Origin of the sequence: uncultured Proteiniphilum sp. (assembly GCF_937873925.1) — a bacterium.
GTDB lineage: Bacteria > Bacteroidota > Bacteroidia > Bacteroidales > Dysgonomonadaceae > Proteiniphilum.
The window spans coordinates 1-18,573 of the sequence record NZ_CALNAT010000028.1; the positions used below are offsets into that span (position 1 = coordinate 1).

Genomic DNA, 18,573 nt, shown 5'->3' on the forward strand with positions numbered 1-18,573 from the left:
ATGGCTTTGGCATGCCCGATGTGCAGGTAGCCGTTGGGTTCCGGCGGAAACCGTGTCTGTATGCGGCCGTCGTTTTTCCCCTCCTTCAGATCGTTCTCCACGATCTGTTCTATAAAATTAAGGCTTTTCTTGTTCTCTTCGACTGTGGGCTTTTCTTTTTCCAACATATGCGTCTTAAATAAATTTAGTCGTTTTCAACACCTATTACAGGCTTTGTTTACAACGAGAGTGAGTTCGTTCAACGTATCTGTAATTCCCTACTGCCGGGACTTACAGATGCGTTTATCCATCCTTCGGATTATAACCTGCAAATTTAGCGAAAATTTCATTACGGAAAGGTCTACCTCTTTATATTCTGTTTTTGAATTACTACTCAGCTACTATTGCCGGAACAATGAACAACTGCCGTATAAAATATCCTGTGTTCGGTTGATTTTCACTTTTCACTTTTCGTTTTTCATTTTTCCCGGGATATTACCCTTACGACACCCGAAGTCCCGCATTCCTGAAAATATTCCGGGCGTTTTCCAATCGTTCCTTCGATAACGGAGGCGTATTTTCCAGGCGGTATTCCATCCCTAACTGCTCATATTTGCGGACGCCCATATTATGGTACGGCAGCAATTCCACTTTTTCGATGCAACGGTAGGGAGCAAGATAATCGGCCGTTTTCTCCAGTAACAGATCATCATCCGTCCATCCCGGCACAATAACATGGCGGATCCAGACGGGTATATTTTTCTCCTCGAGGTAATTCAGGCAATGCAGCGTATTATCGATCCTCACTCCGGTCAGTTTTTTATGCTGGTCAGCATCGATTGATTTCACATCGAGCAATACCAGATCCACTACATCCAATACCTTATACACCGCCTGCGAAGAGATGGCTCCGGAAGTATCGAGCGCGGTATGGATGCTATTCTCTTTACACAAAGAAAAAAATTCGAGCAAAAACTCCGGCTGTAACAGCGGTTCTCCACCGGTAACGGTAACTCCGCCCTTGGCAATGAAACTCTTATAACGAAGGACTTCGGCCAACAGTTCTTCGGGAGAAAGGAGGTATTTTCCGGTTTGTTTCGGATCCCACGTATCGGGATTATGACAGTAAAGGCAACGCAAGGGACAGCCTTGCAGAAAAACCACAAAGCGGATCCCCGGCCCATCGACCGTTCCGAAACTCTCCAGCGAATGAATTCGTCCTAACATATAATTAATAAAACAGGGGTTATTCAAAAAGTATCCGGCACACTCAATGCCTTGCATCCCCACCCGGCCTGAAATCAGGGATCCATTAACCGGGAGCGGACAGGTGACCTTTCGAACAACCCCTTATAGTCTGTAGTAAATAATACTATAGTGACTGATTAATCGTCCTTGAGATCACATCCAACTGCTGCTCTTTGGTCAGTTTCACAAAATTAACCGCGTACCCTGAAACACGGATGGTCAACTGCGGATAATTTTCGGGATGGTTCATGGCATCCACCAACAGATCCTTGTCGAACACATTCACGTTGAGGTGCTGTCCGCCATCTGAAGTGAAATATCCGTCAAGCAGACCGACCATATTCGTTACCTGCACATTCCGTTCCTTGCCGAGCGTTCCCGGAGAAACGGCGAAGGTGTAGGAAATTCCGTCGTGTGCGTGCTGGAACGGCAGTTTCGCTACCGAAGCCAATGCGGCTACCGCACCTTTCGTGTCGCGGCCATTCATAGGGTTTGCACCAGGAGCAAAAGGCGTTCCGGCAGGACGGCCGTCAGGCGTTGCGCCGGTCTTCTTTCCATACACAACATTAGAAGTGATGGTAAGGATTGATTGCGTAGGAATGGCATTACGGTATGTCTCGTGCTGACGAAGATATCCCATGAACCTGCGGGTAATATCCACCGCGATCTGATCGGTACTGTCGTCGTTATTTCCGAAAGGCACATAATCGCCTTCCCGTTCGAAATCCACGGCAATTCCCCGTTCGTCGCGGATCACTTTCACTTTCGTATCGCGGATCGCTGCGAGCGAGTCGGCCACAATGGAAAGTCCTGCAATCCCTGTCGCCCGGATACGTTGCACATCTCCGTCGTGGAGCGACATTTCAAATGCTTCATAAGCATATTTATCGTGCATGTAGTGGATGATCTTCAATGCGTTGACATATACTTTCGCCAGCCAGCGCATCATCTGCTCGAATTTCGCCATCACTTCATCGTAATTGAGGTATTCGGAAGTAATGGATTCGAATTTCGGCGCCACCTGAATCCCCGATTTCTCATCACGGCCTCCATTGATGGCATACAATAAACACTTGGCCAGATTGGCACGTGCGCCGAACAACTGCATCTGTTTTCCGATCTTCATCGGCGACACACAGCAGGCAATCCCGTAATCATCGCCGTAATCAGGGCGCATCAGGTCATCGTTCTCATACTGGATGGCAGAGGTATCCACCGACACTTTCGAACAGAATTGTTTCCAGTTCTCAGGAGAACTCCGCGACCAAAGTACTGTCAGGTTCGGTTCGGGAGCCGGGCCGAGGTTATACAGCGTATGCAGGTAACGGAACGATGTTTTCGTCACCAGGGTACGGCCATCCACAGTCTGCCCGCCCAACGACTCGGTAACCCACACCGGATCACCCGAAAACAGGTCGTTGTAGTCCGGCGTACGGAGGAAACGTACGATCCGTAGTTTTATGATAAGCTGGTCAATCAATTCCTGCGCTTCTTCTTCGGTCAATAATCCGGCTTTGATATCTTTTTCGATATAAATATCGAGGAAAGTCGAAGTACGACCAATCGACATGGCCGCCCCGTCCTGGTCTTTGACTGCCGCCAGATAAGCAAAATAAAGGAATTGAACGGCTTCGCGGGCATTTTTTGCCGGTTCGGTCACATCAAATCCGTAGCCATTGCACATTTTCTCAAAAACTTTCAGCGCTTTGATCTGTTCCGAAATCTCTTCACGGCTTTGTATAACGCGTTCCGTAATTTCCTGGATATCGAGGCGTTTCAGAAAATCTTTCTTCTCCCGGATCAGGACTGTTGTTCCGTAAAGCGGTACACGGCGGTAATCGCCGATAATACGGCCGCGACCATAAGCGTCGGGCAATCCGGTAATAATGGCCGAACGGCGGGCAGCTACCATCTCGTCGGTATAAGCGGAGAAAACACCTTCATTGTGCGTTTTCCGGTAGCGGGTATAAATCTCTTTGGTCATGGGATCCAGTTCGTACCCGTACGCGTTCAATGCGTTCTCCACCATGCGGATGCCGCCTTTCGGAAAGATCCCGCGTTTGAGCGGTGCATCGGTCTGCAAACCGACGATCACTTCATTATCCTGGTCGATATATCCCGGCCCGTAGGTGTCTATTTCCTGCGGATATTTGGTTTCGGCATCGTATACGCCTTTGGCTTGCTCTTCTTTGAACATTTCCGTCAACTTGTTCCAGACCTTACGGGTACGTTCGGTGGAAGAAACCAGAAAACTATCATCGCCTTCATACGGCGTATAGTTGTTCATAATGAAATCCCTTACATTGATTTCGTTTCTCCAGACGTCGCCTTTAAAGCCTTTCCAAGATTCATGCTGATTATTCATCGTTGATATATTAATTTAAAAATGTGTATATATTGAAATTAGCTGTGTTTATTTATTTTTTCCGGATGATGAAGGAACAGGTACCAGTACACCGTACCCACCAATAACATGCCACCGACAATATTTCCGAGAGTCGCGGGAAGCAGGTTTTTCGAAAGAAAATCGCCCCAGGTGATGTCGGCGCCACTATATATAGCTGCCGGGATGAAAAACATATTGGCGATGGAGTGTTCGTAACCAAGCACCACAAAGATCATGATAGGGATCCATATGGCAACGCTTTTCCCTATGATGTCCTTCGCCGTATATCCCATAAACATGCCGAGACATACCAGCCAGTTAGCCCCGATCCCTTTTACCAATACACGGATGAAATCCTGATTCACTTTTGCTTCGGAATAATGGTGCAGATAGGATTGCCAGGGTTCTTTATCGAATAAGCCTACATTGGCAGACAATACGAAAGCGATGAATTGCGCTCCGATAAAATTAAACAGATAGGAAAGCAGGAGTATTTTCGCCACTTTCACTGCCGGCATCTCCCGCTTCCATAACGGGAAGGTCAAACCGGCACAATCGCTGGTGAACAGATCGGCTCCGGTGACGGAGACCATGATAAGTCCGACCGGGAAAAGCGCTCCCGCCACAAACTTCACAAGTCCCGGATTGATGCTGCCCGCTTCAGGCATTCCTCCGGCGACCATCACAGCCAGCAATCCTCCGAATGCGATAAATGCCCCACCGAGAATAGCCGCAATAGCAAATTGCAGAAACGGAAGTTTCGATTTATTAACTGCTGTGATCCTAAACGCTTCGGCAGCTTCTGCCGGGGTATAATAATTCATATTTAATTACATCAGTCGTTTTCTCGCTATGATATAGTCCGAACAAGTTCAGTCTCTATTCATTTAGCTTAACGAAAACGTTCAAAAACATAAACCCAGACCGATAAAGGGAAGTGCTTTACTGCAAAAAAAAATATTTTCGTATAACCTTTAACAATCCTAATCAAATCGGATACAAAGATACGATTTAACCTTTGATTGCGGAAATATTTCTACAATTAATTTCTAAATTCCTCGCTTATCCTTCTACTTAATCAGGGGGCGATTTATATACACCCCATTAAATCCCGGCGACCGGGATCTGGATGCCCGAAATAAACATTTTATAAAGAAATTAAGTGGATATAAAATAAAACAGGCGTATGAAACCCGCTTTATATCGACACGCGGGCGTAGGGTACCACATCCGGGGGACAGAACCGGCTGTCGAGATATTTATAATATCCGGAAATGGCGACCATGGCAGCATTATCGGTGGTATAAGCAAACTTGGGAACATGGATCTTCCATCCGTAACGGCGGCTATACTCTTCAAAAGCGTTCCGCAGGCCTGAGTTGGCCGATACCCCTCCGGCTACCGCCACTTCTTTTATTTGCAGGTCTACAGCCGCGGAATAGAGCTTATCCATCAGAATATCGATAATGGTTTTCTGCAATGATGCGCAGAGATCTTCCTTGTTCTTTTCAATAAAACCAGCATCATTTTTCAGCTTATCGCGGAGGAAATAGAGGAACGACGTTTTCAGTCCGCTGAAGCTGTAATCATAACCCGCGATACGCGGTTTACTGAAAGTAAACCTGTCGGGATCGCCCTGCTTGGCCAGCCTGTCCACCACCGGGCCACCGGGGTAACCCAGTCCCATCACCTTGGCGCACTTGTCGAACGCTTCACCCGCGGCATCATCGATGGTCTGCCCTACAATCTCCATATCATCATAAGACTTCACCAATATGATCTGCGAATTACCGCCGGAAACCAGCAGGCAGAGAAAGGGAAATCCGGGTTGATTAGTATCATGTTCATCCTCTTTGATAAAATGTGCCAGCACATGCGCCTGAAGATGATTGATCTCGATCATCGGAATATTCAGTGCCGATGAGAATCCTTTTGCGAATGACGTGCCGACCAGCAATGAGCCCAACAGTCCCGGTCCCCGTGTAAAAGCCACAGCCGAGATCTCCTCTTTTGTAATGCCGGCCTGCTTCAGGGCATCATGCACTACAGGAATGATATTTTGCTGGTGTGCACGTGATGCCAGTTCCGGCACTACGCCACCATATCGTTCATGGACTGCCTGACCGGCGATCACGTTCGAGAGGATCACTCCGTCGCGGATAACGGCAGCAGAAGTATCATCACAGGAAGACTCTATACCTAATATTGTAATCATTTTATTCAAATTCACTTATCGAAAAAATTCAGTTGTTGTATGAAGTGATTCACTTGAACTCAACAGGAGAATAACACTTATATATTGTTTGCTGTTCTCCGGAATTTTATATTTGTAAGCACGATGGCAAAGAGAATAAGGAATACCCCTACCCATTGAAGCGCCTGCACATTCTCCTGAAGGATAAAACTGGAAGAGACTACTGCGACCGGCAACTCTGCTGCGCTAAGGATAGCGCCCAGCGAAACTCCGGTACGCGGCATGCCAAAAGAAAAAAACAGAGGAGGAATAACGGTTCCAAGCAATGCCAGCATCAATCCCCATTTATAAAGTCCGTCGAAAAACAGTCCGTCAAACAAAAATAACGGTGGGAAAATCATCCAGGTGACAATACAGGAGCCGGTAATCATCAATGCTCCTTTTTTCAAAACCGGCAGATCATTCCCTACCCTGCCGCTTGCTATCAGGAACAGGGCATAACAAAATGCAGCCAACAAGCCAAATCCTATCCCTTTTATATTTAAAGTCACAGCCTCGTTAAATATACCTGCCGCGAACACCGTGCCGACAAGCACTATTGAAGCGGCAATCAGTTGCATTCTATGCGGTTTTTTTCTGAACAGGACCGCTTCAATCAAAATGCTGATCCACAGATATTGCATCAACAGGATAATGGCAATGGATGCGGGTAATAGTTTTACGCACTGATAGTAAAAAATACCGACCAATCCTGTGAAGATCCCGGCAAAAGCCACTTTCCACCAGGCGGTCCGGCCTGGAGAACTATTGTCACCGGCAAGCGACCGGAGGGGCTGTTCCCCGCTACGCACTATCCGGCCTGAGGAAGCGTTTCCAGCAGCCCCCAAAGGAGTGCGGTTCCCTGCCCCGGACAGAAACTTTTGCAAGGAATAGAGCGCCCACAACATCACCATTCCCAGGAAAGCCTGGCTTCCGGTTATTTGTCCGAGGGTGTAACCTTCCTCATACGCATTTTTTACAATCGTCGATAGAACTCCGAAGCTGCATGCCCCAAGAAAAACAAAAATCCCTCCGATGAATTTATTTCGATTCATTTCTTCCTATCTCCAACTCACGAAAGCCCTAAACACATTTCAAAAATAGTAGTAGCTTTTTCGATAAAACGGATGCAAAGATAATGGAAAAGAATTTAGTAATCATTTTTTAGCTTTCCCGCTTACAAAGAGTTCAGTCAAATAAATCTTGTAAATTTAGGAGTAAAGTCTTATTTTTGTAGGTATTAAAATCTATATAGCAATGATGACTACCGATGAATATTTGCAGAAACTGAAACAGTTTAAATTGTAATACGCCGAAGAGTACGGCATAGAGCGCATTGGAATTTTCGGTTCTGTGGCACGTGGCGAACAGACCGAAGACAGTGATATTGATATTTATTATGAAGGCAAGTCGTTGGGATTGAAATCGATGGTAAGCTTTCCCGCCGAACTCGAAAAGTTTTTCGACATGCCTGTTGATGTTGTGCGCAAACACAAGAACCTGCGCCCTTCTTTCCTTAAACGTATTATGAGTGAGATCAAGAAATTGACACCATAATCAATTTTGAATGTTTTGATAATTAGAAAATACATATTACATTTGTAATACAAAGTAAGTAAATATATAACATAAATGTAATTATGGAAACGAGAATAGTAAAAAAACAAACGGCTTTTAGACTGAATGAAAACTTAGTGAACAGGTTGAAAGCAGAAGCGAGAAGAGCGAATAGAAGCCTAAGCAACTATGTGGAATGTATTCTCATGGAAAGCGTTTATAACGAACCGAACGATGAAACAAAGGCAGCCATCAAAGAGGCAAAAACGGGTAAGTATGCAGGGACTATAGACATGAAAGATTTTGATTCTTTCATAAAATCTGTAAATGATATCGAATGAAAGAACTTCGTTATAGTACCAAAGCGAAGAAAGACTTAAAGAAGTACAGGAATAATCCCCGTAAAATGGAGAAACTGTACCAAGTCTTATATATGCTCATTAATGACATTCAAGTCCCTGAAACTTTCCAACCTCATCAGCTAATAGGACAGTACAAGGGCTGCCTGGAGTGTCATATTGAGCCCGATTTTTGCTCATTTGGTTAGATGAAAACAATAAATATATAGAGATTGTCAGGATTGGTAGTCATTCGGAATTATTTTAAAGGTTTTACCGGAATTCTCGTTAATGACTTGCTAAAGAACTTTTCCCATTTAAGAGCAGACCACCAAAAAACAGCCAAAGGCGACAGTATTTTTCAGTTTCTGGCAACCCATTTCCAAAAAGTGGTATATCTTAATTCTATTTTCGCGGGAAAAGTAAAGGGTGCCGGTATTTTAATGGCCTGCCCGTCGTGGTCTACGGGATAGACCTCCACTTCGTACCAGCCTCCCGAACGGGAAACATGTAGCGTGTCGGGAACGTCATGAAAGACAAAACGTACCGGCATGGGGCCTTCCACCGGAGGATGGCCCGCGATAAATGCGATTTTGCCCCGTTGTAACATCGCACGCTGCGGTATCCATGCAATATAATGCACCTTCCCCCCTTCATCCTGCATAGCAGTGATCTCTATAGATATCTTCGGCTGGTATGGGACAAAGGCGGCAATACCGGCCAGTACCAGTAACGCGGCAACGATCATGACTGTGCCGTACCGCACCAACACCGGGGGCATCCGCCCGATAATGTTCCGCACCTTTTCGCTGCGCAGTTCTATTGGTTTATTCTCTTCCATCTTTACTTATGGATTTGGGGTTGCAATTATCTCATTATAACATCCACTAATCGGCACATTAGTATTTTCACTTTTAACTGTTAATTCCCCAGTTCCAACTGGTTCTTCACCAGTTCGTAGTACTTCCCCCGTTTTTGTGTCAGTTCCTCGTGCGTACCCGTTTCTGCGATGCGTCCACCGTCAAGCACCACGATCCGGTCCGCGTTCTTTACCGTACTGAGGCGATGCGCCACCACGACCACCGTTTTATCCCGGTAAAATACTTCCAGATTCTTCACGATGGCCTTTTCATTGTTCGCGTCCAGTGAGTTGGTCGCTTCGTCGAGGAAGATGAACGGCGGATTCTTGTACACCACCCGGGCGATAAGGATGCGCTGCCGCTGTCCCTGGCTCACCCCCTGCCCGTCCTGCCCGATCTTCGTATTGTATCCCAGCGGCAGGCGCTCGATGTCTTCCGCGATATTTGCTACGCGGGCGGCGTGGCGTAACCGTTCCAGATCGATCTCGTCGCCCGCCACAGCGATGTTGCGGGCAATGGTTGTTTGGTGAAGGGGAAGGACATTTTAGTGTAAATTTACAAACGTTTTATTTCCGCTTCACCGGCACCGGTTCCTTTATATTTGCTTTTTGCCGAGTTGAATTTGTAACGCACTGTCAGTTCAAATTCACGGCTGTCGTAACGGTTCAGTTGGTACAATTCCATTTGGCTGTCGTAGTCCGGCGGATATTCTTCGCGAATACTCCACGAAGAAGCTGTTGTTCCGTTCCTTGATGGTGGTGTTTGACGAGGATACAATATTTTCCCTGTTTTGGTATTCATCTTCGCGATGTGTATCGGTATATTCGCTTCCCAACGAAAACTGCCCTCCAAAGACGGGATATGAAAGTACCAGTTTGGAGGCGATCAACCGGTTGTCTACCTTGCTCTCGGAATTAACCGTCCGGTTGTCATACTCTTGGCTTGTTTCAGTTACGTGCGATTGTGACCGTTGCCTGTTTGCATAGAAATCGGCGTTGAAATCGACTTTCAAATCGCCGAAATCGCCGTTATAATATGCATTAAACCAGTGTGTGGGTTTATGACGTATGTCTTTTTCTTCCACGCTGTTCCATTTATCGTAGAAAACGCCATCGGCAAGTACTGTGCTGTTGAGTGTTGAGAACATCCCATAGGATGGAAACACTGAAAGCGTACATTTCATACCCGCATAGTGTTTGGGTGAAATCTCGTAATTCACGCCTGCAATTCCGGTCAGTGTCTTGAAAACGCCGTCTGCGTAAAGCGTATTTTCCTGCATCCAAAGCTATCCACATAGGTTGACTGCCGCAATTTGCTGTCCTGGAGCCAGGCATCGCGATTATAGGTAAACGTGGTGAAAACGTCCCATCCGTTGCAGCGGTAATTCAGGTTAAGCTGTTCGGTCAGGTCTGTGTTTTGCGACTGCCAATAACTCGAACGCACGTCAAAACTGAATCCGTCGCCGGTTTTGCGGATGGTGTTGATGCGGATAACGGCTTTTACCGAAGCGTCGTAGCGTGCGCCCGGATTATTGACGATTTCCACATCTTTAATATCTGCCGAACTGAGGTTGTCCAATTCCGACACGTCGCGCATTTCGCGGTTATTGATGTAGATTTTGGCTTCGCCTTTGCCGAAAACTGAATAAACACCCTTGTCATCCGTAACAGACGGAAGGCGTTTAAGCTTCTTAGAAATGGTTTAATGAATAAGTAATTTATTTTCTACTAAAAATCTGTATTTTTAAGTATCTGTAAATAATGTCATAAACAATATATTCGCCTTTGCGGAAATCATAGTCAAAAGTTCTATTGCAGCAAAGATGTATATAGCTTGAAACGAGACGGTAGATTTCCGAATCATTATTTTTGCTCAGTATATTATCTATATACGGTTTAGACAAACGACTTCTCTCCTCCTATAAAATGCTTCATTAAAATCAGACTTGGGTAAAAACTTATTATGCCTCATACAGCGCTACGATACCTTTTGCCTCTGTCAGTAATTCCCGCGAAACATGGGCTATATTGTAAATGAGTCTTGCCCGGCGGTTTCCGGCATCATTCACCATTTTATCCATCTGTTCGTCCCAGCAGTTTGCCCTCTGAAGATAATCATCTATCTGCACCTTATCAGCGTTGTTGGTCAACATCTCCGAAACCAGACGAAGCACATCACTCACATCACGACAAAAATCAAGTTCTTTTTCCGACAAATCGGCCGCGGACTTATGCACGCCGAAAGCGGAGATATAGGACAGCAGGGCATGGTTCAGGTTAGTGAGGTTAAAAGCCTTATCCTGGTACCCGCGCCTGTTCTTGGGTTCCAGTCGCATCCATTTCCAGGCGGAGGTCAAGGCGTTGTCGGCATTGTAAGCGGTACGCCGGTTGTGAAGATAATCCTCCTCGGAGACAGAACCATCATAGATGCTCTCGAAATAACGCCTGTTTTTTGCCACCGCATTCAGCATCAGCCCCGGGAGCTGCTTATACTGCCAATTTGGCCAGATAAAGCGTACAGCCAGATAGGCGAGCGCGCCGCCCACCAACGTATCGATGATACGGGGCATCATTACGGCTACTCCCTGGTTAGAAAGCAAATTGAAAGCTGCCAGCACGAAGATAGTGATAAAGACAACAGCGATCGTATAGTTTTTCTTCAGCCAGTAAAAGAAGAAGTAGATGGAGGTGAGCAACAAGAGTATCTGTCCCGGAGTGGTGGGCAGCAGTTGTGCCAGGGCGACCCCTCCCACAACCCCCAGCAATGTACCGAACACGCGGTGAAAGAGCCGGATACGCGTGGCGCTATAGGTTTGCTGGACAACAATCAGCGATGTCATCAGTATCCACGAACCCTTCCCGAAATTCAAATAAAGCATGATCCCATATCCCACCATCCAACACAAGGTAAGCCTCACTGCAAAGCGAAAACGGGGATGAGTGGCATGTAACAGTGATTTCAAACCGGTTCTCTCCGGCTTCCGGGAATGAAAGACCGTCACATCTATCTGGTCGATGGTTTTTTCATTCTCCCGGAGATTTTCTTCCAATCCCGTCAGGTTTCTCAGCAGTAACGACAAAGTAAGATAATAGGGTTCGTCTTTCTCTGCATCGAGCATTGCCCGTAGCGCCGTTATCGTCCATTTCAACGAGAATGGATGCTTGTAAGGTCGTTCGATCAGCAGGGAGTCGGCATAGAGACGAACTGCCGCTGCAATTTCTCTCATCAGTCTTCCGAATCCATCCAATAGTTCACTATTCTTGACTTGGCGGGATAACAGGTCATACTGTTCATGGCTTGAAATGGCCCTTTCCTGCATGGCCTGCAGCAAAAACCATTGGCGATAGTAATGATCCGCCACCGGAAGTGATTCAGGACTGCATTCTTCTGAATAGCTGTAAAGATCGTTCTTGCACGCCTCTATCTGTTGCGCCAGATTTATATTTTTTTGTGCCAGTTGGGTCCTGATCACTTTTTGTACCTGGGGATCGCTGGGGAATAGATTTGCCTTCAGGTCGATATATTCTGCCAGGAAGTGAAACCCACGGGCAAGCTGTTGTTGCAATAGCCGATAAGGCCTGGAGTAAAGTAGCAGGATAGAGATCACAGCATAACAGAAGGCTCCACTGGTGAAAAACAGGGGGAGATAATACCATTTTTCACTGTTTTCAGCCGCCAGCATGGAATAGACCAAAATAAGCATTGTCCCGAAAGTAACGCCCTGCATCCGTGAATCGATACCTCCAATCAAAAGGAGGGAAAAGGAGAGAACAAGCAACACAATTGCAAACCAGGCCGGCAGAGGTAGAAAGATAGCCACTAAACTACTGGTAATTCCGTAAAGTATAAGCGCAATGGCAGAAGATTTGATCCTTCCTTTCGGATGCACGTCGGTCTCCCCCAATGCCATCGCAACCACACCCAGCGCCAGGGTCGTACCGATAAAAGAGTTATGAAAGATCAACTCGGCAGGGATCAGCAGGAAAGCGATGGATACCGTCACCTTCAATGCCCATAAATGATCGGGATTTTTCCAGAAGACATGGATCCAGATGTTGTTTATTACATTTTTCAGCCTTTCTGTCCTGCTATTCATCTTTTCTCATTTTTTATTCCTATTCCATCTTCACATTACCAATTGGCACATTATTCACATTGGCACATTACAATGTTACATCCACCCTGAACGCGCCGAGCAGAGCATCGGGATGATGCCGGTAAGTAAAACGATGGACATATTCCACACGCAAAAGCCCGAGAATATTGGTGATACCGATGGTTCCTTCCACATAAGGAACAGCGTCATACAGATATGAAACGGACGGAAAACGGTATAACCCTTCCGGAGAGAGCGCCGGATTATTTTTATCACTCAACCGGCCATAAGAGGCCCTCAATGAGATCAGTTCCTTTAATTGTAACTGATCCGTTAGCGCCATTTTTGCCAGCAGGAAATCATTTCCCACAAAAGTCATCCGCAGCGTGTATTGCTCGTCGGCCACAAACTCCAATGCACGGTTCAGAAAAAAGAAGTTATTCTCAATATGGTACCGGTACCGCTGATTAGGATATACCAGCAACGGAAAAGGCACCTTATCCCATATCTTCATCACCTCTCCCACCGCATCCAACCGGCCGGCACGCCCCAGTAAAAAACGCTTTTGTGCCGAAAATTCCGTTCTGTGATAGGGTACTTCGCCTCCCATAAAACCTTTTACACCGATCGTATAGGAGAGAAAAAAAACCGGTGAAGTCATCTCTAACGATATTCTTTTCCGTTTTTGCTGATCATAAGCTTCTCTCACCGAATAGCGTAACAGCACACCCACATCGGTTGTTCTCAACGCATCATCCGGAATGACCATATCATCATACTGCCTGTCGAATTGCAATTCTCCCTGGGGGACTAACCGCGACCGCCTCACCCGGAACGTATGCGCCAGTCCGTTTTTGTATTCTCTCTCGTAATTGATCTCGGCAAAATTGCGATAAGTGGCTTCGTTAAATGATCGCTTGTAAGTGATCAGCAGCAGATCGTTCAGTGCATAGGGATGCATCTCCCCGGGAGAATAGAGATCGTTCTCATATACCCATCGCAGGTTATTTTTCGGGAATTCGTCTTCATGGTAAGCTTTTTCTGTGAACGAGTAGATGGCTTCACCCCGGTATTTGAACCGCTGGTCTTTAAAACCGTAAGCGGCATATCCCCTCACAAAAAAGTGCGGGCTCAACCGGGAATTGGATGCGATGCCGGCTCGGAGCCGGATCCCTTCCATAGGATTATAGGTAGGAATAGTCTGTATCCTGCCGAAATCGAACCGATTGGTTTCCGGGTTTCCGAGCGGAATCCAGTCGTTTGTTACAAACTTCACCGCTTTGGTAAGGAATGCTCCGAATCCGCTTGAATTCCCTAGCAGGCTGTCCCGCAACGTCTGGCTTCTCTCTGCAAAGTCATCAGGTTGCAGGGCGATGATCAGTTCGTCCGGATCGCGGTTATCCAAAGAAAGAGAGATCAGTTCGAACCTCTCCCTTACAACCAATAGTTGTCTGTTGGTAAGTGAATCGGGAATGGTAAACGAAAACTCCCCTATATTGTTGGCCACGGTTCCTACGGGCGTTCCCTGGACAAAGAGCGCCGCGTAAGGCACCGGTGTGCGATACTTCGCATCGATTACCACCCCTTTGACCAGGGTGTCTTGCGCGAATACCGAAGCACAAACACTTGCCAACGATATTAAACAGAGGAGAACAGCTTTTTTCATTTCTACCTTATTCTGTTTAGATGCAAGAATCAAAACGATTTACCGATTTGTAGATTTACTAATCTCAAAAACCAAGACTTCTGAATTTCATGATTTCATCATCACATCGTCAAATCATCAAAGTTTCCTGTAACGCACCCTTTTCGGTTCCACGTTTCCGAGGCGCATCTTCTTGTTTTCCTCATATTCACTATAGGAACCCTCAAAATAGACTACCTCCGAATTATCTTCGAAAGCCAGGATATGCGTACAGATACGATCCAGGAACCAACGGTCGTGCGAGATCACCACGGCACATCCGGCAAAGTTGTCCAACCCTTCTTCCAGCGCACGCAAAGTATTCACGTCTATATCATTGGTCGGTTCGTCGAGCAACAGTACGTTAGCACCGGCTTTGAGTGTCAGCGCCAGATGGAGACGGTTCCGCTCACCACCCGACAGCACACCGCACAGTTTTTCCTGATCAGCGCCGGAGAAGTTAAAACGGGAAAGGTATGCACGGGCATTGATCTCTTTTCCGCCTACGCGCACAAATTCCGAACCACCCGAGACGACCTGGTAAACTGTCTTTTCCGGGTCGATAGCTTCGTGTGCCTGATCCACATAAGCAGTTACCACCGTTTCACCCACCTCGAATTTCCCTGCGTCTGGGGTTTCTATCCCCTGGATCAGCCTGAAGAGCGTGGTTTTTCCCGCACCGTTGGGGCCAATTACCCCGACAATGCCGTTAGGCGGCAACATAAAGTTCAGGTTATCGAATAGCAGTTTGTCGCCGAATGCTTTTTTCACGTTGACCGCTTCGATCACCTTATTTCCCAGCCGCGGGCCGTTTGGAATAAAGAGTTCCAGTTTTTCTTCCCGTTCCCTCTGATCTTCGTTCAGCAACCTCTCATAAGAATTCAAACGCGCTTTTCCTTTCGCCTGACGTGCCTTGGGCGCCAGATTGATCCATTCCAACTCCCGCTCCAGCGTCTTACGGCGTTTGCTCACCTGCTTCTCCTCCTGCTCCATCCGCTTGGTCTTCTGTTCGAGCCATGAGGTATAATTTCCTTTCCAGGGTATCCCTTCACCACGATCCAGTTCGAGGATCCATCCTGCCACATGATCGAGGAAGTAACGGTCGTGCGTGATACAGATCACTGTACCTTTATACTGTTGCAGGTGCTGTTCCAGCCAGTCGATCGATTCCGCATCGAGGTGGTTGGTAGGCTCGTCCAGCAGCAGCACATCCGGTTCCTGCAGCAACAACCTGCAGAGCGCCACACGTCGGCGTTCACCTCCCGACAGTTCACGAATCGGTTGTTCTTCCGGGGGGCAGCGCAAGGCGTCCATCGCCCGCTCCAACCGGTTGTCTATATTCCATGCGTCGGCAACATCCAGTTTATCCTGCAATTCGGCCTGACGGGCAAAAAGGGAATTCATCTTATTTTCATCCTCATAGTACTCGGGCAGTCCGAATTTCAGGTTGATCTCTTCATATTCGTTCAGAAGATCCATTACGGGTTGTACCCCTTCACTGACAATTTCGATCACCGTTTTATCCGGATCCAGCGCCGGGTCCTGCTCAAGGTATCCCACCGAGAAACTCTTATCGGACACTACTTCGCCCTGATACTCTTTCTCAATCCCGGCAATGATCTTCAACAGCGTCGATTTTCCCGACCCATTCAAACCGATAATACCGATTTTGGCGCCATAGAAAAAGGAGAGGTAAATATCTTTCAATACCTGTTTGTGTGGCGGAAACATTTTGCTCACGCCCACCATGGAAAAAATAATTTTCTTATCGTCGGACATATTTTTTTAATGACTAATTAAATTTCTGATATAATTTGTTTCATACGATTTATTCACTTCGTGCATACGATTTATGCACTGAATAACCACTGAGCCCAAATCTGAAACGGAGCACAAAGATAATGAAACTTTTGTTGTGATAAATGATTATTTTTTTGAACTATTGCGTATATTTGTGCATTGTGAGTTGTTGTAAAGAAACTAGTGAAACAGGCAATTACATTCATATTAACATTGCTGTTGGTGAGCTGTTCGATACCAAGTAAACTGAACAAACAAATAGGCTAAAGTCAGCTTCTTTGGAAGTTTCCCCATTTAAGACTGAAGCGGGAATGAAAGCAGAATTAAAAGTACAGTTACTATTATCGAAATCAATATGAAGATGAACTTAAGACTATAATCAAGAAAAATCAATCAGAAAAGGAAGTCATTGGAATGCCAAACCTCAAAATTATGGAACTGGCGAATGTTTAGACGGTGGCCATACATTCTATACAGTATTTTTTCCCAATGGAAAAATTGAATCAATATATATAAGATGCCGGATGTCAAAAAAATTTAGAAAGAATGACGACATACATTTCAATACTAAGAGGTATTAACGTAAGCGGACAAAAACTTATCAAAATGGACGCCCTACGGAAATCTTATGAATGTTTGGGATTCGGTAACGTAACGACTTATCTGCAAAGCGGGAATATTATCTTTACAGGCAAAGACGCAGCACCGGAAGAACTGGCACAAACCATATCAGGACAAATTGAAAAAGATTTCGGTTTTCAAGTGCCGATCATTGTATTGTCCACCGACAAGCTACAACAAATAATCAATGGTAATCCGTTTGTAAAAGACAATGACAAAAACAAGACTTTTTTACATATTACTTTTCTGTCTTCAACCCCGGATAAATACGACTTCAATACCATAGAAAAAAAGAAACAGAGCGGTGAAGAAATATCCGTCACCAGCAACGCTGCTTACCTCTACTGCCCTAACGGATACGGCAGGTCAAAATTAAACAACAACTTTTTGGAAGCAAAACTAAAAGTCATAGCAACAACAAGGAACTGGAAAACAACGAATGAACTTTTAAGAATAGCACAACAAATAACTGGAAAATATGATTAAATAACTGACAATAACCTAACTTATATTTTATCATTACCCTGTATTTTAGAAAACAACAAGAATAAACAATATAAAAAGGAGGTAATTATGACAACCCAATCTGTTAATAAGACAATATGTTGCCCGGAATTCAATCCTACTCAATGGGATGATAAAACAATAGAATGGCAGAATAAGAAATTCATAAAGCATCGGGTATTCACATTCTTCTATATGCCTGTAAACTTTGGCAAGGTGATGAAAAAACTCGATAAAATTATTACTGAAGCCGGAGCACAAATACCAGATTCACTTTGCCTTTCAGATCATACAGGCAAATGGAATATGAACATCTATTTAGCAGTAGACAAAAGGATAGACAAGATAGAGAATACAACTTTAAGCGGGAAATATTTTAGCAAAGTATATGAAGGACCATTCAAAGATACAGGAAAATGGTGTAGTGATTATGAGAATATTGTTAAATCGAAAGGTCACGAAATAAAGAAGTGGTATATGTGGTATACAACATGCCCGAAATGTGCAAAAAAATATGGCAAAAACTATGTTGTAATACTATCCCAAATAGAATAATGGTATAACATTAAAGATTTGATTAATAAAATAGCAATCCTTCCCCTGTTATCCGCTTCTGTTGACAAGACGATACTCCGGGAAGCCGCCAATTATAATGAAAACTACCAATAATAATAAATTTTTATCGGCATTACGATTTGAACCATTGACTAAGAACAACTGGGATAAATTTGTCGAGCTTTTTGGGAATAAAGGAGCTTGTGGAAATTGCTGGTGTATGTTTTTCCGACTTTCAAAAACGGATTTTGAAAAAGGAAAAACAAATGACGGAAATAAAAATGCAATGAAACAACTTGTATGGAACAACCAGCCAACAGGCCTGCTTGGGTTTTATGAAGATTTACCAGTTGCCTGGTGTGCTTTTGCTCCGAGAAAGGATTTTCCTAAACTTCAGAAATCAAGGGTACACAAACCTATTGACGACAAACCCGTATGGTCTGTTCCCTGTACTTTCATTGCAAAAAATTTCCGAAGACAAGGTGTTTCTGTAGCGTTATTAAAAGGGCTTATTGACTATGCAAAAGAAAATCAAATTAAAATTATCGAGGCATACCCAACCATTCCGACCCAGGAAAAATTGTCCGATGCCTTTGCATGGATAGGTTTGTATAAATCATTTGAAAGAGCAGGGTTTAAAATCGTTGACCGGACTTCACAAAACCGCCCGATGGTTCGTTATTACATCGATTAAACTATTTTTATCCACAAT

The 18,573-nt window shown here is 45.2% G+C and carries 19 protein-coding genes and 1 pseudogene; 6 read left to right on the forward strand and 14 right to left on the reverse strand.

Annotation, left to right across the window (positions count from 1 at the left end; translation table 11 throughout):
• From Q0502_RS01755 to Q0502_RS01780, 6 genes are all read right to left on the reverse strand, one after another.
• Window positions 1-167: glutamate--tRNA ligase family protein (locus tag Q0502_RS01755; RefSeq protein WP_298646458.1), on the reverse strand; the 167-nt coding region annotated here is incomplete at its 3' end.
• Between the two features lie 313 nt (window positions 168-480).
• Window positions 481-1,206, reverse strand: coding sequence for a pyruvate formate-lyase-activating protein (gene pflA / locus Q0502_RS01760; RefSeq protein ID WP_298646412.1), 726 nt, complete (start codon window positions 1,204-1,206; stop codon window positions 481-483).
• Window positions 1,207-1,351: 145 nt separating this feature from the next.
• Window positions 1,352-3,592 carry a formate C-acetyltransferase gene (pflB, locus tag Q0502_RS01765; protein ID WP_298646414.1) on the reverse strand — a complete coding sequence of 747 codons (2,241 nt, stop codon included), beginning with the start codon at window positions 3,590-3,592 and terminating at the stop codon, window positions 1,352-1,354.
• Window positions 3,593-3,630: 38 nt separating this feature from the next.
• Complete coding sequence (locus Q0502_RS01770; RefSeq protein WP_298646416.1) at window positions 3,631-4,437, reverse strand: formate/nitrite transporter family protein; 807 nt, start codon at window positions 4,435-4,437, stop codon at window positions 3,631-3,633.
• A 374-nt stretch (window positions 4,438-4,811) separates the two neighbouring features.
• Window positions 4,812-5,828: a tRNA (adenosine(37)-N6)-threonylcarbamoyltransferase complex transferase subunit TsaD gene (tsaD, locus tag Q0502_RS01775; protein WP_298646418.1), complete on the reverse strand. Its 1,017-nt coding sequence runs from the start codon at window positions 5,826-5,828 to the stop codon at window positions 4,812-4,814.
• A gap of 77 nt (window positions 5,829-5,905) precedes the next feature.
• Entirely contained in the window at window positions 5,906-6,901 is a 996-nt protein-coding gene (locus Q0502_RS01780) for a DMT family transporter (protein ID WP_298646420.1), read from the reverse strand.
• A gap of 271 nt (window positions 6,902-7,172) precedes the next feature.
• Between Q0502_RS01780 and Q0502_RS01785 the strand changes: the two genes are divergently transcribed.
• From Q0502_RS01785 to Q0502_RS01795, 3 genes are all read left to right on the forward strand, one after another.
• On the forward strand, window positions 7,173-7,403 hold the full coding sequence (locus tag Q0502_RS01785) for a nucleotidyltransferase domain-containing protein (RefSeq protein ID WP_366521731.1): 231 nt from the start codon (window positions 7,173-7,175) through the stop codon (window positions 7,401-7,403).
• 83 nt (window positions 7,404-7,486) lie between these two features.
• Window positions 7,487-7,744, forward strand: a complete 258-nt coding sequence (locus tag Q0502_RS01790; RefSeq protein WP_298646422.1) for a toxin-antitoxin system protein — start codon at window positions 7,487-7,489, stop codon at window positions 7,742-7,744.
• Window positions 7,741-7,950 (forward strand): type II toxin-antitoxin system YafQ family toxin, encoded by a 210-nt coding sequence (locus Q0502_RS01795; protein WP_298646423.1) that lies wholly within the window; start codon window positions 7,741-7,743, stop codon window positions 7,948-7,950. The genes Q0502_RS01790 and Q0502_RS01795 overlap by 4 nt, the downstream gene beginning before the upstream one ends.
• A 152-nt stretch (window positions 7,951-8,102) precedes the next feature.
• Here Q0502_RS01795 and Q0502_RS01800 read toward each other — a convergent pair whose 3' ends face one another.
• The 8 genes and pseudogenes from Q0502_RS01800 to ettA all read right to left on the reverse strand — a co-directional run bounded on the left by Q0502_RS01800 (window position 8,103) and on the right by ettA (window position 16,160).
• Window positions 8,103-8,582, reverse strand: a complete 480-nt coding sequence (locus tag Q0502_RS01800; RefSeq protein WP_298646425.1) for a hypothetical protein — start codon at window positions 8,580-8,582, stop codon at window positions 8,103-8,105.
• Window positions 8,583-8,662: 80 nt separating this feature from the next.
• Window positions 8,663-9,121 (reverse strand): annotated as a pseudogene (locus tag Q0502_RS01805) (ATP-binding cassette domain-containing protein); the annotation flags it as partial.
• A gap of 126 nt (window positions 9,122-9,247) precedes the next feature.
• Window positions 9,248-9,880, reverse strand: coding sequence for a hypothetical protein (locus Q0502_RS01810; RefSeq protein ID WP_298646427.1), 633 nt, complete (start codon window positions 9,878-9,880; stop codon window positions 9,248-9,250).
• Window positions 9,835-10,197, reverse strand: coding sequence for a hypothetical protein (locus Q0502_RS01815; RefSeq protein WP_298646429.1), 363 nt, complete (start codon window positions 10,195-10,197; stop codon window positions 9,835-9,837). The genes Q0502_RS01810 and Q0502_RS01815 overlap by 46 nt, the downstream gene beginning before the upstream one ends.
• 121 nt (window positions 10,198-10,318) lie before the next feature.
• Window positions 10,319-10,504 carry a lantibiotic dehydratase C-terminal domain-containing protein gene (locus Q0502_RS18905; protein ID WP_366521729.1) on the reverse strand — a complete coding sequence of 62 codons (186 nt, stop codon included), beginning with the start codon at window positions 10,502-10,504 and terminating at the stop codon, window positions 10,319-10,321.
• 57 nt (window positions 10,505-10,561) lie between these two features.
• Window positions 10,562-12,697 (reverse strand): FUSC family membrane protein, encoded by a 2,136-nt coding sequence (locus Q0502_RS01820; protein WP_298646431.1) that lies wholly within the window; start codon window positions 12,695-12,697, stop codon window positions 10,562-10,564.
• Between the two features lie 67 nt (window positions 12,698-12,764).
• Window positions 12,765-14,363: a DUF5686 family protein gene (locus tag Q0502_RS01825; protein ID WP_298646433.1), complete on the reverse strand. Its 1,599-nt coding sequence runs from the start codon at window positions 14,361-14,363 to the stop codon at window positions 12,765-12,767.
• A 117-nt stretch (window positions 14,364-14,480) separates the two neighbouring features.
• Window positions 14,481-16,160 (reverse strand): energy-dependent translational throttle protein EttA, encoded by a 1,680-nt coding sequence (gene ettA, locus Q0502_RS01830; RefSeq protein WP_298646435.1) that lies wholly within the window; start codon window positions 16,158-16,160, stop codon window positions 14,481-14,483.
• Between the two features lie 567 nt (window positions 16,161-16,727).
• Here ettA and Q0502_RS01835 point away from each other — a divergent pair.
• The 3 genes from Q0502_RS01835 to Q0502_RS01845 all read left to right on the forward strand — a co-directional run bounded on the left by Q0502_RS01835 (window position 16,728) and on the right by Q0502_RS01845 (window position 18,555).
• Entirely contained in the window at window positions 16,728-17,288 is a 561-nt protein-coding gene (locus Q0502_RS01835; RefSeq protein ID WP_298646437.1) for a DUF1697 domain-containing protein, read from the forward strand.
• 87 nt (window positions 17,289-17,375) lie between these two features.
• Entirely contained in the window at window positions 17,376-17,861 is a 486-nt protein-coding gene (locus tag Q0502_RS01840; protein WP_298646438.1) for a hydrolase, read from the forward strand.
• A 97-nt stretch (window positions 17,862-17,958) separates the two neighbouring features.
• Window positions 17,959-18,555 (forward strand): GNAT family N-acetyltransferase, encoded by a 597-nt coding sequence (locus Q0502_RS01845; protein ID WP_298646440.1) that lies wholly within the window; start codon window positions 17,959-17,961, stop codon window positions 18,553-18,555.
• Window positions 18,556-18,573: the final 18 nt, after the last annotated feature.

Excerpts from the sequence above, each read along its gene's own strand:
- Q0502_RS01790 (WP_298646422.1), top strand. The coding sequence starts at position 7,487 with ATGGAAACGAGAATAGTAAAAAAACAAACGGCTTTTAGACTGAATGAA.
- ettA (WP_298646435.1), bottom strand. The coding sequence starts at position 16,160 with ATGTCCGACGATAAGAAAATTATTTTTTCCATGGTGGGCGTGAGCAAA.
- Q0502_RS01795 (WP_298646423.1), top strand. The coding sequence starts at position 7,741 with ATGAAAGAACTTCGTTATAGTACCAAAGCGAAGAAAGACTTAAAGAAG.
- Q0502_RS01835 (WP_298646437.1), top strand. The coding sequence starts at position 16,728 with ATGACGACATACATTTCAATACTAAGAGGTATTAACGTAAGCGGACAA.
- pflB (WP_298646414.1), bottom strand. The coding sequence starts at position 3,592 with ATGAATAATCAGCATGAATCTTGGAAAGGCTTTAAAGGCGACGTCTGG.
- Q0502_RS01810 (WP_298646427.1), bottom strand. The coding sequence starts at position 9,880 with ATGCAGGAAAATACGCTTTACGCAGACGGCGTTTTCAAGACACTGACC.
- Q0502_RS01800 (WP_298646425.1), bottom strand. The coding sequence starts at position 8,582 with ATGGAAGAGAATAAACCAATAGAACTGCGCAGCGAAAAGGTGCGGAAC.
- Q0502_RS01780 (WP_298646420.1), bottom strand. The coding sequence starts at position 6,901 with ATGAATCGAAATAAATTCATCGGAGGGATTTTTGTTTTTCTTGGGGCA.
- Q0502_RS01840 (WP_298646438.1), top strand. The coding sequence starts at position 17,376 with ATGACAACCCAATCTGTTAATAAGACAATATGTTGCCCGGAATTCAAT.
- Q0502_RS01815 (WP_298646429.1), bottom strand. The coding sequence starts at position 10,197 with ATGCGCGACGTGTCGGAATTGGACAACCTCAGTTCGGCAGATATTAAA.
- Q0502_RS01825 (WP_298646433.1), bottom strand. The coding sequence starts at position 14,363 with ATGAAAAAAGCTGTTCTCCTCTGTTTAATATCGTTGGCAAGTGTTTGT.
- tsaD (WP_298646418.1), bottom strand. The coding sequence starts at position 5,828 with ATGATTACAATATTAGGTATAGAGTCTTCCTGTGATGATACTTCTGCT.
- pflA (WP_298646412.1), bottom strand. The coding sequence starts at position 1,206 with ATGTTAGGACGAATTCATTCGCTGGAGAGTTTCGGAACGGTCGATGGG.
- Q0502_RS01770 (WP_298646416.1), bottom strand. The coding sequence starts at position 4,437 with ATGAATTATTATACCCCGGCAGAAGCTGCCGAAGCGTTTAGGATCACA.
- Q0502_RS01820 (WP_298646431.1), bottom strand. The coding sequence starts at position 12,697 with ATGAATAGCAGGACAGAAAGGCTGAAAAATGTAATAAACAACATCTGG.
- Q0502_RS01845 (WP_298646440.1), top strand. The coding sequence starts at position 17,959 with ATGAAAACTACCAATAATAATAAATTTTTATCGGCATTACGATTTGAA.